This is a genomic window from Pedobacter sp. ok626 (assembly GCF_900100435.1).
Classification (GTDB): Bacteria; Bacteroidota; Bacteroidia; order Sphingobacteriales; family Sphingobacteriaceae; genus Pedobacter.
Window position 1 is genome coordinate 439,208 of sequence record NZ_FNEX01000002.1, and the last position, 16,329, is coordinate 455,536.

General features: G+C 39.4%; 18 protein-coding genes. All 18 read right to left on the reverse strand.

Annotation, left to right across the window (positions count from 1 at the left end; genetic code table 11):
• Positions 1-2 precede the first annotated feature (2 nt).
• From BLS35_RS04010 to BLS35_RS04095, 18 genes are read right to left on the reverse strand one after another with little or no spacing between them, the layout of a single operon-like run.
• Complete coding sequence (locus BLS35_RS04010; RefSeq protein ID WP_090778029.1) at positions 3-659, reverse strand: DUF4159 domain-containing protein; 657 nt, start codon at positions 657-659, stop codon at positions 3-5.
• Entirely contained in the window at positions 656-1,360 is a 705-nt protein-coding gene (locus tag BLS35_RS04015; protein ID WP_090778031.1) for a 16S rRNA (uracil(1498)-N(3))-methyltransferase, read from the reverse strand. The genes BLS35_RS04010 and BLS35_RS04015 overlap by 4 nt, the downstream gene beginning before the upstream one ends.
• Positions 1,361-1,370: 10 nt before the next feature.
• Positions 1,371-2,687, reverse strand: coding sequence for a hemolysin family protein (locus BLS35_RS04020; RefSeq protein ID WP_090778033.1), 1,317 nt, complete (start codon positions 2,685-2,687; stop codon positions 1,371-1,373).
• Complete coding sequence (locus BLS35_RS04025; protein WP_090778035.1) at positions 2,688-3,239, reverse strand: inorganic diphosphatase; 552 nt, start codon at positions 3,237-3,239, stop codon at positions 2,688-2,690. It abuts the gene before it with no gap.
• A 2-nt stretch (positions 3,240-3,241) separates the two neighbouring features.
• Positions 3,242-3,904 (reverse strand): DedA family protein, encoded by a 663-nt coding sequence (locus tag BLS35_RS04030; protein WP_090778037.1) that lies wholly within the window; start codon positions 3,902-3,904, stop codon positions 3,242-3,244.
• A 45-nt stretch (positions 3,905-3,949) separates the two neighbouring features.
• The gene (locus BLS35_RS04035) at positions 3,950-5,323 is read right to left on the reverse strand and encodes an NADH-quinone oxidoreductase subunit N (RefSeq protein WP_090778039.1); all 1,374 of its coding nucleotides are present in this window, start codon (positions 5,321-5,323) and stop codon (positions 3,950-3,952) included.
• 4 nt (positions 5,324-5,327) lie between these two features.
• The gene (locus tag BLS35_RS04040) at positions 5,328-6,794 is read right to left on the reverse strand and encodes a complex I subunit 4 family protein (RefSeq protein ID WP_090778041.1); all 1,467 of its coding nucleotides are present in this window, start codon (positions 6,792-6,794) and stop codon (positions 5,328-5,330) included.
• Positions 6,795-6,815: 21 nt separating this feature from the next.
• Positions 6,816-8,708: an NADH-quinone oxidoreductase subunit L gene (nuoL, locus tag BLS35_RS04045; protein ID WP_090778043.1), complete on the reverse strand. Its 1,893-nt coding sequence runs from the start codon at positions 8,706-8,708 to the stop codon at positions 6,816-6,818.
• Positions 8,709-8,729: 21 nt separating this feature from the next.
• Positions 8,730-9,059 (reverse strand): NADH-quinone oxidoreductase subunit NuoK, encoded by a 330-nt coding sequence (nuoK, locus tag BLS35_RS04050; protein WP_090778044.1) that lies wholly within the window; start codon positions 9,057-9,059, stop codon positions 8,730-8,732.
• Positions 9,059-9,556 (reverse strand): NADH-quinone oxidoreductase subunit J family protein, encoded by a 498-nt coding sequence (locus tag BLS35_RS04055; RefSeq protein WP_090778045.1) that lies wholly within the window; start codon positions 9,554-9,556, stop codon positions 9,059-9,061. Before BLS35_RS04055 ends, nuoK begins: the two co-directional genes overlap by 1 nt.
• On the reverse strand, positions 9,557-10,057 hold the full coding sequence (locus tag BLS35_RS04060) for a NuoI/complex I 23 kDa subunit family protein (protein WP_090778047.1): 501 nt from the start codon (positions 10,055-10,057) through the stop codon (positions 9,557-9,559).
• A gap of 32 nt (positions 10,058-10,089) precedes the next feature.
• Positions 10,090-11,127, reverse strand: coding sequence for an NADH-quinone oxidoreductase subunit NuoH (gene nuoH / locus BLS35_RS04065; RefSeq protein WP_090778049.1), 1,038 nt, complete (start codon positions 11,125-11,127; stop codon positions 10,090-10,092).
• A complete protein-coding gene (locus tag BLS35_RS04070; RefSeq protein ID WP_090778051.1) occupies positions 11,127-12,131 on the reverse strand; it encodes an NADH-quinone oxidoreductase subunit G in 1,005 nt (334 codons plus the stop codon). The genes nuoH and BLS35_RS04070 overlap by 1 nt, the downstream gene beginning before the upstream one ends.
• A gap of 26 nt (positions 12,132-12,157) precedes the next feature.
• Entirely contained in the window at positions 12,158-13,522 is a 1,365-nt protein-coding gene (nuoF, locus tag BLS35_RS04075; RefSeq protein ID WP_090778053.1) for an NADH-quinone oxidoreductase subunit NuoF, read from the reverse strand.
• A complete protein-coding gene (gene nuoE, locus BLS35_RS04080) occupies positions 13,522-14,034 on the reverse strand; it encodes an NADH-quinone oxidoreductase subunit NuoE family protein (protein WP_090778055.1) in 513 nt (170 codons plus the stop codon). Before nuoE ends, nuoF begins: the two co-directional genes overlap by 1 nt.
• A complete protein-coding gene (locus BLS35_RS04085) occupies positions 14,027-15,241 on the reverse strand; it encodes an NADH-quinone oxidoreductase subunit D (RefSeq protein ID WP_090778057.1) in 1,215 nt (404 codons plus the stop codon). Before BLS35_RS04085 ends, nuoE begins: the two co-directional genes overlap by 8 nt.
• 6 nt (positions 15,242-15,247) lie before the next feature.
• Positions 15,248-15,751: an NADH-quinone oxidoreductase subunit C gene (locus BLS35_RS04090; protein ID WP_090778059.1), complete on the reverse strand. Its 504-nt coding sequence runs from the start codon at positions 15,749-15,751 to the stop codon at positions 15,248-15,250.
• Complete coding sequence (locus BLS35_RS04095; RefSeq protein WP_090778061.1) at positions 15,751-16,293, reverse strand: NADH-quinone oxidoreductase subunit B; 543 nt, start codon at positions 16,291-16,293, stop codon at positions 15,751-15,753. The genes BLS35_RS04090 and BLS35_RS04095 overlap by 1 nt, the downstream gene beginning before the upstream one ends.
• Between the last annotated feature and the right edge of the window lie 36 nt (positions 16,294-16,329).

The window sequence follows — 16,329 nt, forward strand, 5'->3', positions numbered from 1 at the left end:
AGTTATTGTGTTAATGCATATTGAATTAAATTTGCGCCCATTTTAAGTGCGCTTGTGCGCTTTTCCTGACTATCCTCAGGATAAGTACCAAAGTCTTCCCAACCATTGCCCAGATCGCATTCAAATGTGTAATAACAAACAACCCTGCCCTGCCATGTCAAAGCATAACCTTTAGCTGGCTTACCATCATGTTCGTGTATTTTAGGAAGTCCATTCGGGAACTTAAACTTTTGATTGTATAGGCTGTGGTTGGCTGGCAATTCTACAAATGACAATTCCGGAAAAACCTTTTTCATCTCTGTACGGATAAACTTATCCAGACCATAATTGTCATCAATGTGAAGGAAACCACCACCTATTAAATACTTACGGAGATTAGCTGCTTCAGCATCACTAAAAACAACATTACCATGTCCGGTAAGATAAACAAAGGGATAATTAAAAATATCAGCACTGCCAACTTCCACAATAGCTTCTTGTGGGGCAAAATTGGTTTTAAGGTTTTGATTACAAAATTCAATCAGATTTGGCAATGCAGTACGATTGGCATACCAGTCGCCTCCACCATTGTACTTCAGCTTAGCCATTTTGTAAGTGGGCACCGAAAAGCTACTCAGCAATGCAACAGCCGTTAAAAGAAATAAAAACCGTCCCCTCATCTATTTAAATAATTCACTTCAAAACAAGCAGCCAGGGCCGCGGTTTCTGTTCTTAATCGTGTATTACCTAAAGTTAAGGGTTTATAGCCGCTTTGCAAAGCTAATTCAATTTCAGCACCCGTAAAGTCGCCTTCAGGACCAATAAGAATGGTGTAACGTTCTCTTGGCTTAGTCACCTCAGCAATAAACTGCCTTGGTTCATTATCCAAACAGTGGGCAATCATTTTAACACTATCGTTAGTTTGCTTTAAAAAAGCCGATAAGCTAATTTGAGGATTTAATACCGGGTGATAAGCTTGCAGGGACTGCTTTACAGCAGATGTGATCACCTTATATAAGCGGTCCTCTTTAACAATTTTCCGCTCCGATCGATCACAAATGACCGGGGTAATTTCATCAATACCGATTTCTGTAGCCTTTTCCAGAAACCACTCTAATCGGTCAATATTTTTGGTAGGGGCTATTGCAATATGCAAGTGGTGATTGCGCTTATTGTATTCACGCTTTGTTTCCACCACCTTAAGGCTGACATGTTTTTTATGTTCGCCTGTAATTTCGGCTTTATAAAGTCCGCCAACACCATCAATTAAGTAAACCATTGCACCGATACCCAAGCGCAAAACTTTAGTACAATGCTTGCTCTCTTCCTCATTTAAAACATACTCGTTGGAGCTGATATCCGGGGTATAAAAAACATGCATTGTATTGATTTTAATGTAAGTCTATCGCATCGCTTTTATTGATCACCAACTCCAGCTTAATGGTCTCTATATTTTGTTCTGTTTTCTTTAAGATGGTAAACAAGTAACCGTAGCATTCCTCGCTATCTCCAACCTCAGGTATTTTACCAAAAGCATGAGATACCAATCCACCTACTGTATCAAAATCCTCATCCTCTGGAAGGTCGTGAGGAAGGTGCTCATTTACATCATAAACAGTAGCATAAGCATTAATGATAAATTCGGTATCAGATATCTTTTCTACTGTAGGCTTCTCCTCATCATACTCATCCTGTATTTCGCCAACAATTTCTTCTACAATATCTTCAAGGGTAACCATACCGGCAGTCCCACCAAACTCATCAATTACAATTGCAATTTGAATGCGTTTTTGCTGAAGTTCACTCAACAGATCATTGATCTTTTTAGTCTCAGGCACAAAATAAGGCTTTCTAATGATGTCACTTAACGTCCAATCCTTATTTTGAGCCAATAACGGAAGGATATCCTTAGCATGCACAATACCAATAATCTTATCAATAATATCATCGTATACAGGCAGGCGTGAATATCCTTCCGAAATAATTCTTTCAACGACTTCCATTTTAGGGGTAGAAAGTTCTACACCAGAAATCTTAGTACGGGGAACCATAATATTTTTTACCACGCGCTCATTAAAATCAAAAACGTTTTTAATCAGCTCATGCTCATTCGTGTCCAATGCGCCACTTTCTTTTCCCTGATCCAGTAAATAGTAAAGCTCTTCGGTACTGTGAACAGAATCATGTCCACCAATAGTAGAGATACCAAATACTTTCAAGACAATATTGGCAAAACCGTTTAACACCCATATAAAAGGTCTAAACATCCAATAAAATGCCTGAAGCGGTAGGGCAATAAACAAAGTAGTAGCCACTGGTCTTTGGATAGCAATAGATTTTGGTGCCAATTCACCAAAAACAATGTGCATTACCGTAATGAACAGGAAGGCTAATCCGGTAGAAATAGAAGTTATGTATACCTCAGAAAGTTGGAAGTTGATCAGCAAGTCATGCACAAGACTATGCATAACAGACTCGCCCACCCAACCTAAACCAAGAGAGGCCAGGGTAATTCCCAACTGCGTTGCGGCAAGATAACCATCTAAATGCTGGGTAATGTGCTTTGCTATGTTCGCAACACGGCTCCCGGATTTAGCTTTTATCTCAATCTGAGAAGCCCTAACCTTTACAATTGCAAACTCTGCCGCAACAAAAAAGCCATTTAGGGCAACCAGGAAAAAGGTAAAAAATATTTTAAATGCTTCCATTTAAGATTTATTTCTAAACTCTTTGTCGTAAAGCTCAAGGCTTTCTTGTATTACTTTGTGTGCATAACGTACACCCAGTAAATGTTCAATAGTTACTTTCTTTTCTTCCAAAGCTTTGTAATCCTGGAAAAACTTCACGATTTCTTTCATCGTATGCGGTGGCAGCTCAGCAAGGTCATTGATGTAGTTTACCGACATGTCGTTTTTAGCTACAGCAATAATCTTATCATCTTGTTCGCCATTATCCACCATGTGCATTACACCGATAACTTTCGCTTCGATAATCGTCATAGGATAAACATCCACAGAGCATAATACCAAGATATCTAATGGGTCATTATCATCGCAATAAGTTTGCGGGATAAAGCCATAATTTGCAGGATACATTACCGAAGAAAAAAGAACACGGTCTAATTTAATCAGATTTGAATCCTTGTCAATTTCGTATTTTGCCTTTGATCCTTTAGGGATTTCAATAATTGCATTTACTATCTCTGGCACATTGTGGCCTGGAGATACACTGTGCCACGGGTGATGGTCGTCTTTACTCATTTTTATTGTTCAGTATTTGATAATTCATCATTGTCATCCTTAGCCACTTTCTTTTTCACAAAGGTGTAAATCAGTGGTATTGTAGTAATGACAATAAAACCTATAATTATATATAATAAATAATCGTTAATCTCTTTTTCAAACCTTCTGCCTAGAAAATAACCAAGCAAAGTTAAGGAAGCTATCCATATTAATGCACCTGCAACGTTATACAAGGCAAATCTTTTAAAATCCAATTTTACCACACCAGCAAAAATCGGTGCAAAAGTTCGAACGATGGGTACAAATCTACCCATAATCAATGCAAAAGCCCCCTGCTTATTGTAATATTCCTCTGCAGCCTTTAAATAACGTCGTTTAAAGAAGAAAGACTCCTTCCTATGATACAATACTGGCCCCGTCTTTCGACCAAACCAATACCCTACGAAATTGCCTGAAACCGCAGAAACACACAGACCAAAAATCAGGACATAAATATTTACATCTAATTTACCAGTGGCTACAAACATACCCGCAAGAAACAAAAGATAGTCTCCAGGTAGAAAAAACCCAAAGAACAAGCCTGTCTCGGCAAATATCACGAACATTACAACGTAAAAACCACCTTCTCTAAGTAATTTTTCGGGATCAATGAAGTGCTGTAATGTGGTCCAGAAATCGTGCATATTTCAATTATTCGTAAAACTACAAATAATTATCAATAGAAAAGCCTATATCAAATTTAAAATTACAGCTGGATATACCCCTAAAAATATGGTAATCAAAGCTGAGAAAACAAGCACAAACTGATATTGAACAGGTGTTTGTAATTCCATCTCATTACCTTCTTTGAAATACATAGCTACAATAACTCTAAAATAATAATAGAATCCTACCAGCGCATTTAAAATGGCAAAAGCAACCAAATAAATCTGGTATTCCGACATCACATTTAAAAACATCAGATATTTTCCGATAAATCCAGCGGTTAGTGGAATACCCGCAAGTGAAAGCATCGCTATAGTAAGAATTAGCGCTGTAAATGGATTACGTTTAGCCAAACCGTTAAAGCTATCGAAATGATCGTTTCCGGTCTTCTGCTTCACTAAAATCAGTACAGCGAAAGCAATGATCGTTGCAAAAGTATAAGCAGCTGCATACACCAATACGTTGTTAGCCGAATTAGCTGTTAAAGTGATCAGTGAGAACAACAAATAACCCGCGTGTGAGATACTCGAATAGGCCAACATCCTTTTAAAGTTCTTTTGGAACAAGGCCGTTACGTTTCCGATCAACAAGGTTAAGCATACGATAACCATTAAAGGAGGCATCCAGAAATCATGTAAAGGTGCAAACGTATCTGCAAACAAACGAAGGAATGCAGCAAAACCTGCAGTCTTAACGATAGTCGACATGAATGTAGTAATCAAGGTAGGTGCACCTTCATATACATCTGGTGTCCAAAAGTGAAAAGGAGCTGCACCGATTTTAAAGCACAATCCAACCATTAGCAATATGATGCCCGGATAGAACATCGGAGAAATTGTTTTATAGTTAGCTACCAAATACTGATTGATTACACCGAGATCAAAAGATCCCGTTGCACCATAAATCAGCGTAATTCCGAATAAAAGAAAACCTGTAGAGAATGCCCCCATCAGGAAATACTTTAATGCCGCCTCATTAGAGGCAAAGTTATTTTTACGTATACCTGCAAGGATATATAAACTCACCGACATGATCTCCACACCGATAAACAACATCGACATATTGGTATAAGAAACCATGATCACGATACCAGCAAGGGAAAAAAGGATCAGGGTAAAGTATTCCGCAATATTTTCGCTGTTTTCTGCAAAGTAATTTTGGGTCAATAAAAATATAAGTATAGTACCTAATACAGTGATTCCGGTAAATGCCAATGCAAAATTATCCATCTGCATCATACCATAAGAGTTATGATTGCCATTCCAGCCTGTAGCCACAAAAGCCAGCGAGGTAAGTAAACCAAGTAAGGTAATGGGTAATAACGCTTTTTTAGCTTTAAACAAACCTGCGTAAAGCACCACTAAAGCTGTAACAGTTATTGTTATAATGATATTCATTTCCTTAGTTTACCGATGTTAATTTTTGTGTTACCTGTTCTATTAAATGTTGTACCGAAGCTTCAGAAAGCTGCAAAATTGGTTTTGGATAAACACCCAATACAATAACCAATGCACAGATCACGTACAATACAACCTGCTCTGATCCTCTTATATCTGTAAAGCCAATGGTCAGCTCATTGGTTTTGCCCAACATGATGTTTTGATACATCCTGAACATATAAACCGCACCAAAAATGATGGTTAAACCAGCAAATATTGCCGCCCATAAGCTATATTGATAAATACCAATCAGTAAAAGGAATTCTCCTATAAATCCATTTGTTCCGGGTAAAGCGACCGTGCCTAAAAGAATAATCAGAAATGCGATAGCTAGTTTAGGCGCTTGTTTAGCAATACCACCTAAGTCAGCAATTTTGTAAGTTCCCATACGACTGGCAATGATATCCAGCACAAAGAACAAACCTACCACATTTATACCATGACTCAACATCTGGATCATTGCGCCCTGCATACCTTGTACATTCAATGCGAATATACCAGCAGCGATTAAACCAACGTGACCAATTGAAGAGTAAGCAACCAATCTTTTAGCATCCTTTTGTGTAAATGCAATCAACGAAGCATAGACTACCCCGATGATAGATAGGATGATTGCCACTTGTCCCCATTGCAGAACGCCAGCAGGTACAATAGGCAGTAACCATCTGATCACACCGTAAATACCCATTTTAAGCATGATTCCCGAAAGCAACATGGTTCCCGGAGTCGGAGCTTCAGTATAGGTATCTGGCTGCCAGGTATGGAAAGGAAATATTGGCATCTTAATCGCAAAAGCAATAAAGAAAGCCCAGAATATCCATGCCTGCTGAGTTGAATCTAAATTAAGGCTATAAAGCGCCTGTATGTCGAAATTATTAGATGGGTTCTGTAAGTAAAGGTAAATGATACCCAATAACATAAACAATGAACCAGCAATGGTGTAAACAAAGAACTTCATGTTTACTTTAATGCGGTTTTTACCACCCCATATTGCACAGATAAAGTAAATCGGAATCAAAGCTGCTTCCCATCCAATATAGAACAAGAAAGCATCCATAGCAGTAAACACCACCAATAAACCACTTTGCATAAACAGAATCAAAGCGAAAAAAGCATTTGCATTTTTATATTGATGCTGATAAGCCGAAAGAATGATGAGCGGAACCAAAATGTTGGTCAACAGTATCGTGATCATGCTGATCCCATCAACCCCTGCGTGGAAACTAATTCCAAGTTCTTTTATCCATGGAAGATTAACCACAAACTGTGTACTTGCATCCGGGATAAAATTACATACCATAACCAAGGCCAGGGCTAAAGAAACAATTGCATTAACCAATGCAACATGTTTTGCTCCATTTCCGGTAAACGCGGTAACCAAGGCGCCAAGCAATGGTATAAATATAAGAAGTAGTAAAAGTTGTTCCATTATCTTTTCTTGAACGATCTTTTATAGTGATAAATAAGTATACAATAACATTGAGATGATTCCTATCACCATCATAAAAATATAAAAGCCAACATTTCCTGTTTGCAATAAGCGTAAACCCTTACTAGCCTCAGAAGTTGTCCAACCTAAGCCATTTACAATACCGTCTACAATTTTATTGTCAACGATTTTATAAAAGAAGCCTGAAATCGCATCTAAAGGTTTCGTGAATAAAGCATTATATATTTCATCAAAATAAAATTTGTTATAAGACAGGTTAGCCAATCCAGTACGTTTACCTTCATCTGGAATAGGAATATGGTTTTGCTTAACATATTTACCATAAGCAATCCCGATAGAGATCAATACCCCAACCACAGAAACAGCCATTAACATATATTCTGTAGCATGATCCGGAGATTCGCCAACATGTTTAATTACCGGAGACAACCATTGCGATAACCAATGACTTCCGCCCAATGCTTCTGGAATACCAATCACACCACCTATGGCAGATAAAATAGCCAGAACGATCAAAGGCAGAGTCATAGATTTTGGCGACTCATGGATTTTCTCTTCAGCATGGTGTGTACCACGGTATTTTCCATAAAAAGTAAGGAACAACATTCTGAACATATAAAATGCTGTTAGGAAAGCCGTAAACACTGCAATTCCCCACATTACTTTATCATGCAAATAAACATGTGCTAAAATCTCATCTTTAGAGAAGAAACCCGAAAACGGAGGTAAACCTGCAATAGCAATCGTACCAATTAGCATCGTGATAAAAGTAACTGGTAATTTCTTGCGCAAACCACCCATATGACGCATATCCTGCTCATGGTGTAAAGCATGAATTACAGAACCCGCACATAAGAACAATAAGGCTTTAAAGAAAGCATGTGTAATTACGTGGAAGAAAGCCCCGTTATAAGCACCAACACCTAAACCAAGGAACATATAACCCAATTGAGATACGGTCGAATAGGCCAATACTTTTTTAATATCGTTTTGTGTTAAAGCAATAATTGCTGCAACAACCGCTGTGGCCAAACCAACAATCGCAATTACATGCTGAATCATTGGCGCCAGGTCAAATAACAGATTTGATCTTGCAATCATATAAATACCTGCTGTAACCATGGTAGCTGCGTGAATTAAAGCCGAAACCGGAGTTGGACCCGCCATCGCGTCTGGTAACCAGGTAAACAATGGCAACTGCGCAGATTTACCGCAGGCACCTATAAATAAGAATAAAGCGATTAAAGCAATCGTACCATTACCAGGCAACATGTTTTGTGCCTGAGGGAAAATCTTACCAAACTCTACGCTACCAAAAGTCGTGAAGATTAAGAACACGCCCAGTAAGAAACCTAAATCACCAATACGGTTCATCACAAAGGCCTTTTTCGCTGCCGATGCATAAGCGCTATTTGTATACCAGAAGCCGATCAGTAAGTAAGAACATAGTCCTACACCCTCCCAGCCGATAAACATTACAATATAGTTTGATCCTAAAACCAATAGCAACATAAAGAAGATAAACAGGTTCAGGTAGCTAAAAAACTTACCAAAACCTTCATCGCTATGCATATAGCCAATAGAGTAAATATGGATCAAAAAGCCTACTCCTGTAATGATAAGGAGCATCAATGAACTTAATGGATCAACTAAAAAAGACAATGGAATGTGTAAACTTCCAGCGCTAATCCAGTCAAAAAGAAATATCTCATGAGATTTATTCGCATCAGCACCCAGTTCAAAAAATACTCCCAAACTGATGGCGAACGAAATGAATATTACACTGCTTCCTATAAAACCAATCAGGTTTTTGGATAATGAATTTCTGCCAAGGCCATTTATTATAAAGCCCAACAGAGGAATCAACGGAACCAGCCAAACTAAATTTATCATCTTATAATTTCTTCTTAATAATTACCACTTAAGGCGATTCAACACATTAACATCTGTAGACTGGGTATTTCTGTAAACCATTACAATAATACTCAAACCAATTGCTACCTCTGCGGCAGCCAGGACCATAATAAAAAACACGAATACCTGACCTGAAGCATCATTGTTATGTACCGAGAAAGCGGTTAACAATAAATTGACAGCATTCAGCATCAGCTCCACAGACATGAAAATAACAATAGCATTTCTGCGCGTTAAAACGCCTATAACACCAATAGTGAAAATGATTGCACTTAACCAAATGTAATGGTTTAGCGGTACCCCTTGTAATTGTTGAGTAATGTTGCCCATTATACTTTCTCTTTTTTAGTTAATAATATAGCACCTACCATTGCCGAAAGCAATAAAATAGAACACAGTTCAAATGGCAGCATAAATGGCCCAAACAACTCTTTTCCCAGGTTCTTTACCAAACCCAGATTAGGGTTTCTCAATACCACTGGATCAGAAATCGCTACCGCTTTTAAAGCACCAGCCAAAGTAACCAGTAAACAACATCCTGCAATTACGCCCACCACCTTAACCAAGGTAGATTTTAAAGGCTCATTGTCCTTATTCAGGTTAAGTAACATCAGTACGAAGAGGAATAAAACCATAATAGCCCCCATGTACACAATGAAATTTACTACGGCCAAAAACTGTGCATTTAGCAAAATGTAGTGAACCGTAAACGTAAAAAACGTAACAATCAGGTAAAGCACACTATGCACTGGGTTTTTCGCAAAAATAACCATCAATGAAAAGATGATACTTAGTGTGGCAACAAAATAGAATATTGATGTAGTCATTTATTTCTTGTTTAATGGTTGTTCTACCAACTTATCTTTACCGTAAATAAAGTCTTTACGTAAATAATCAGCAGGTACAATTGGTCCATCCAGGTAAATCGCTTCTTTCGGACAAGCCTCTTCACACAAACCACAAAAAATGCAGCGTAGCATGTTGATCTCATACACTGAAGCATATTTTTCCTCACGATAAAGATCTTTCTCCTCAGGTTTACGTTCAGCAGCAATCATTGTAATTGCTTCTGCCGGGCATGATAAAGCGCACAAACCACAAGCTGTGCAACGCTCCTTACCTTCTTCGTCTCTTTTTAAAGAGTGCATCCCCCTAAAATTGGTAGAGAACTCCCGCTCTACCTCAGGATATCTGATCGTCGCTTCTTTCTTAAAGAAATGACTAATGGTAATAGCCATACCTTTAGCGATAGCAGGCAAATACATGCGCTCTGCCAGGGTTAAGGGCTTTTGTTCTAATACTTTCTTCTTACTGGTTAATGGTTCCATTAAACCTCCTTATTATTCCACATACGTGGATGTTAAAATCCTTCAATTACCGCAATCACCACACTGGTCACTACTATATTCGCTATAGCCAGAGGAATCAATACCTTCCAGCCTAAATGCATCAACTGATCATAGCGGAAACGTGGAATAGTCCAACGAACCCACATAAAGAAAAATATGAATGCAAATATTTTGATAAAGAATACGCCTACTCCGATCAATGGACCAATTACAGGTCCTGTATTGGCCAATACCCAATCCATACCAGGATAGTTGTAACCACCGAAATATAAAGTAGCCATTACTGCCGCAGAAACAAACATATTGATGTACTCAGCAAATAAATAGAAACCCAGTTTCATCGACGAATACTCTGTGTGGTATCCACCAATTAATTCCGTTTCACACTCCGGTAAATCGAATGGAGCCCTATTGGTTTCTGCAAAAGCACATACCATAAAAAGGATAAAACCTACTGGTTGATACAATACGTTCCAGTGCCAGCCGTGCTGTCCCTCTACAATCTCTTTCAAGCTCATAGAACCTGTTACCAGCAATAAGGCAATGATCGATAAGCCCATTGCAATCTCATAACTGATATTCTGAGAAGCAGCTCTAATCGCACTTAACAATGAATATTTGTTGTTAGATGCCCAACCACCAATCATCACACCATATACACCTAAGGAAACTACACCAAAAATGTATAAGATACCCACGTTGATGTCTGTCACCTGCAAAGGAATAACACGATCACCAACAGTGATTGCACTACCCCAGGGAATAACTGCAGTACCAATACAAGCGGTTAACATGGCCAAACCTGGACCAATCATAAACAACCATTTACTGGCATTTGTAGGAATAATCTCTTCCTTCATGAACATTTTCAGACCATCCGCCAAAGGCTGGAACATACCTGCAGGACCTGCTCTATCCGGTCCTAACCTATCCTGTAAAAAAGCAGCCACTTTTCTCTCTGCATAAGTAGAGTACATGGCAATCACTAAACTGATGCCAAATATGATAGCTACAAGTACAAATTTTTCTATTACAAAAGCTATATCCATTAGAATTTAGTGGTTTTTTCGAGTTCAACCTGATTCGCCTGTCTTAACTTAGGGTTATCCTGAATTACTGGCAACGGCTTTAAAGTTTCGTAGTGATTTGAAGAGATCACTGAAGTATCACTAATATGAGTAGGGTGTTCAATTACCCAATCCGCTGTTTTTTTCTTGTCAAAACGGCAAGTATTGCAAATAAACTCTTCTACTTCTCCGTAGATATCTTTACGAGCAGTAACCCTAAGCACATCTTCACCTTTATACCACAACGTTACTTTACCACTACAAGTAGGGCAGTCTCTATGTGCATCGATAGGTTTAGTAAACCAAACTCTATTTTTGAATCGGAAAGTTTTATCTGTCAAAGCACCAACCGGGCAAACATCGATTACATTTCCTGAAAAATCATTATCTACAGCAGTCTGAATGTAAGTAGAAATTTCCGAGTGATCACCCCTATTCAGGATACCATGTACCCTTTTATTCGTAATCTGATCTGCAGTAAATACACAACGGTAGCATAAGATGCAACGGTTCATGTGCAACTGGATCTTATCGCCAATATCTATACGCTCAAACGTTCTACGCTCAAACTCATATCTTGTTTTTTGCAAACCATGCTCGTAGCCTAGATTCTGAAGATCACATTCACCAGCCTGGTCACAAACCGGGCAATCCAATGGATGATTAATCAACAACATCTCTACTACACCACTGCGTGCTTCAATTACTTCCGGAGAAGTAATATTCATCACCTCCATACCATCCATTACAGCGGTACGGCATGATGCTACCAGTTTAGGCATCGGGCGCGGATCTTTTTCAGAACCTTTGCTTACCTTAACAATACAAGTACGGCATTTCCCACCGCTGCCTTCTAATTTAGAATAATAGCACATTGCAGGTGGCACAATATCTCCCCCTATTTGCCTTGCAGCATTCAGGATAGAGGTACCAGGGGCCACTTCTACTGTTATTCCGTCTATGGTTACTTTAACTGTATCACTCATTGTTGCAGCTATTCTTTTCTCTGTTGTTAATTTTCTATCGTAACAGCTTTGGCAATCGGGTCAGCATAATTAGCTAAACCATAATTTGTAGATAAGCTTTTAACCGGCTCATTTACATGCCATTCAAATTCGTCTCTGAAATGTCTGATTGCACTTGCAACAGGCCATGCAGCCGCGTCGCCAAGTGGGCAAATCGTATTTCCTTCTATTTTTTTCGACACATCAACCAACAGGTCAATGTCGCTCATTTTGCCATGTCCGTATTCAAGCCTATGTAGCACTTTCTCCATCCAGCCCGTTCCTTCTCTACAAGGCGAACACTGTCCACAACTTTCATGGTGATAGAAACGAGAGAAGTTCCAGGTGTTTCTAACGATACACTGGTCCTCATCAAATGCAATAAAACCACCTGAGCCCATCATCGAACCAGTGGCAAAACCACCTTCAGACAAAGACTCATAGCTCATTAACCTTGGCTCGCCATTGGCCAGCTTCAAAGTCAGATTTGCAGGTAATATTGGCACTGATGATCCGCCGGCAACAGTAGCTTTCAGGCGTTTGCCATTAGCAATACCACCGCACCATTCATCAGAATAAATGAATTCTTCAACAGGCAAGCCCAATTCAATTTCATAAACGCCTGGTCTCACTAAATTACCCGAAGCAGAAATTAATTTCGTTCCAGTACTGCGACCAATACCAATCTTTGCATACTCATCACCCCCATCATTAATGATCGGAACAACAGCAGCAATAGATTCCACATTGTTCACTACAGTAGGACAACCGTACAATCCGGCAATAGCAGGGAAAGGAGGTTTAATCCTCGGGTTTCCTCGTTTACCTTCTAATGATTCCAGCAAAGCTGTTTCCTCACCACAGATATAAGCCCCGCCACCTGGTTGAACGTATAGTTCCAGATCGTAACCTGAACCTAAAATATTTTTACCCAAAAATCCGGCATTTTTGGCTTCGGCTATTGCTCTCTCCAAAATACGGATCTGCGGCATCATCTCACCACGTACATAGATGTAAGAAGTATTCGCTCCCAGTGCAAAACTGGAAACAATCATTCCTTCGATCAATGCATGAGGGATATAGGTCATCAAGTAGCGGTCCTTAAAAGTACCCGGCTCAGACTCATCCGCATTACATACCAGATAACGGGCAACACCCTCTGGTTTAGCCAAAAAGCTCCATTTCATCCCCGTAGGGAATCCTGCACCACCGCGACCGCGTAATCCGGACTTCTTAACCTCTTCTACTACTTCATCAGGAGTAAGGGTCTTTAAAGCCTTCTCAACGGCACGATACCCGCCTTTTTGGCGATAAACATCAAGTGTGTTGATGCCAGGTACGTTTATATGTTCTAATAATAGTTTACGGGCCATTATTTTTTGCGTAAATCTTCTATCAATTCGTCTACCTTTTGCTCGTTCAGGTTTTCGTAAAATGTATATTCAGGACCAATTTGTAAAACCGGGCCATAACCGCAAGCAGCTAAACATTCAACACCTCTCCAGCTAAATAAACCATCTTCAGTAACCTGGTTTTCTTTCACGCCCAGCTTCTCTTCTATATGGCCCATCAGCTTTTCAGCACCAACAAGACAACAAGGTCCTGTTCTGCAAACCTCCAGTACGTATTTACCTTGCGGCTTTAAAAAATACATGCTGTAAAATGAGGCTACCTCATACACTTCAATGTCCTGAATGTCTAAATAAGCAGCAACTTTATCCATTGCCGACGTACTTAACCAACCCAACTCCGCCTGCACTTCATGCAGAATAGGCAGTAAGGCCGACTTCTGTTTGCCTTCAGGATATCTTTTAACGATCTCATCACACTTTGCTATTAAAGCTGATGAAAACTCTACAGGTTGTGTTTCTTCTACTTTAAGCATCTAATTCTCCTGCAATAATATTCATGCTACTCATGTTGATAATGGCATCTGATAACAGCATACCTTTACTCATGGACGCATACATTTGATAATTTATAAAACTAGGCCTTCTGAAATGTAAACGGTAAGGTGTTCTTCCACCGTCATTGATCAGATAAAAACCAAGCTCTCCGTTACCACCTTCTACAGCATGGTAAACTTCAGCTTTAGGGGCATCAATCTCTCCCATCACAATTTTAAAGTGATAGATTAATGCTTCCATGTTGTTGTATACTTCTTCTTTGGCTGGCAAATAGAATTCAGGAACGTCAGCATGGAATATTCCTGCAGGCTCTTTCTTCAATTTCTCCATTGCCTGTTCAATCAAGCGTACACTTTGCCACATCTCCGCATTACGAACCAGGTAGCGATCATAAATATCACCGCTGGTTCCCACCGGAACCTCAAAATCAAAATCCTGATAAGATGAATAAGGCTCGCTAAAACGCACATCATAATCTACACCTGTAGCACGCAACAATGGACCAGTCCAGCTAAAATCTAAAGCCTGCTCCGGGGTTACACACGCTACACCTGCAGTACGATCAATAAAGATCCTGTTACGGTCCAGTAAACTTTCAAATTCTTTTAATGCAACCGGAAATTCTTTTAAAAACTTATTGATTTTCGCAAAAGCGATGTCATTAAAATCTCTTTCAAAACCGCCGATACGACCAACATTGGTCGTCAAACGTGCACCGCAAATCTCTTCGTAAATCTCATATATATGCTCCCTAAACTGGAAAAGATATAAGAAAGTTGTTGTTGCACCAGTATCCTGAGCAATAATGGTATTGCAAATGATATGGTCAGAAATACGTGCCAGCTCCATGATAATCACCCTTAGGTAGTCCACGCGCTTAGGCATCTGAATATTCAACAATTTTTCTACTGTCATGTGCCAGCCCATATTATTGATGGGTGACGAGCAATAGTTTAACCGATCTGTTAAAGGAGTGATCTGATAAAATGGCCTGTGTTCAGCAATTTTCTCAAATGCACGGTGAATATACCCAATGGTAGAAACACCACTCACAATGCGTTCACCGTCCATTTGTAACACGTTCTGGAACACACCATGGGTTGCCGGGTGCGTTGGGCCCAAATTAAGGGTTACCAATTCACTCTGCGGATCATTATCTGTATATACTGGTTGATTGTGATTCATATAAACTTATCTACCAAAGTATTCGTCTTTTTTATCTACTCTATTTGGATCTTCCAAAGGATACTGTTTCAACATCGGGAAAACGCCAAGATCATCCATATTTAAGATTCTTCTTAAGTCAGGATGCCCCTCAAATTTCACACCGAAAAAGTCGTATGTTTCGCGCTCCATCCAGTTTGCACCGTTCCAAACAGAAGTTGCAGTTGGAATAGTAGGATGTTGCTCGTCGATGTACACTTTTACCCTTACTCTGATCCCTTTAACCATGCTATGCAAGTGATAAACCACTGCAATGCCATGCTTTTTCTCAGGATAATGAACCGCTGTAATATCTGTAAGGAAATTAAAGTTGGCCAGCGTGTTTTCTTTCAAAAACTTAAGCACATCAATTATTACATCTTTAGTCGTTTCAAAAGTAAGTAAGCCATAAGGCTCATTCACATCTGTAATCTTGCTACCAAACTTTTCGTTTAGCAATTCAATTACTTCTTGATTAGTCACCTTTGCCATTATAGTATTCCGTATGAAGCCAACATTTCTTTGTACTGATCAGAATCTCTTCTTCTCGAAGATTCGTTCCTCACCAGTTCCTGAATTTTACCAAAGCCATCTAAAATAGCTTCAGGTCTTGGTGGACAGCCCGGAACATATACATCAACAGGTATGATTTCGTCAATACCCTGTAAAACAGAGTAAGTGTCGAATATACCGCCACTTGATGCACAAGCACCTACAGCCATCACCCAACGAGGTTCAGCCATTTGCAAATAAACTTGTTTTAAAACCGGGCTCATCTTTTTAGCGATGGTACCCATCACCATTAGCAAATCTGCCTGACGTGGAGAAAAGCTTAAACGTTCTGACCCAAAACGGCCAAGATCGTAATGAGAACCCATAGTTGCCATAAACTCGATACCACAACAAGATGTAGCAAAGGGCAGCGGCCATAACGAATGGGAGCGAGCCAAACCAATAACTTTATCTAAAGAGGTGGCGAAAAAACCAGATCCTTCTATGCCTGGCGGCGCGTCTACTATATTGATGTCACTCATGATACAAAACGAAAAAGGTTCATTCCTTTAAAGAAT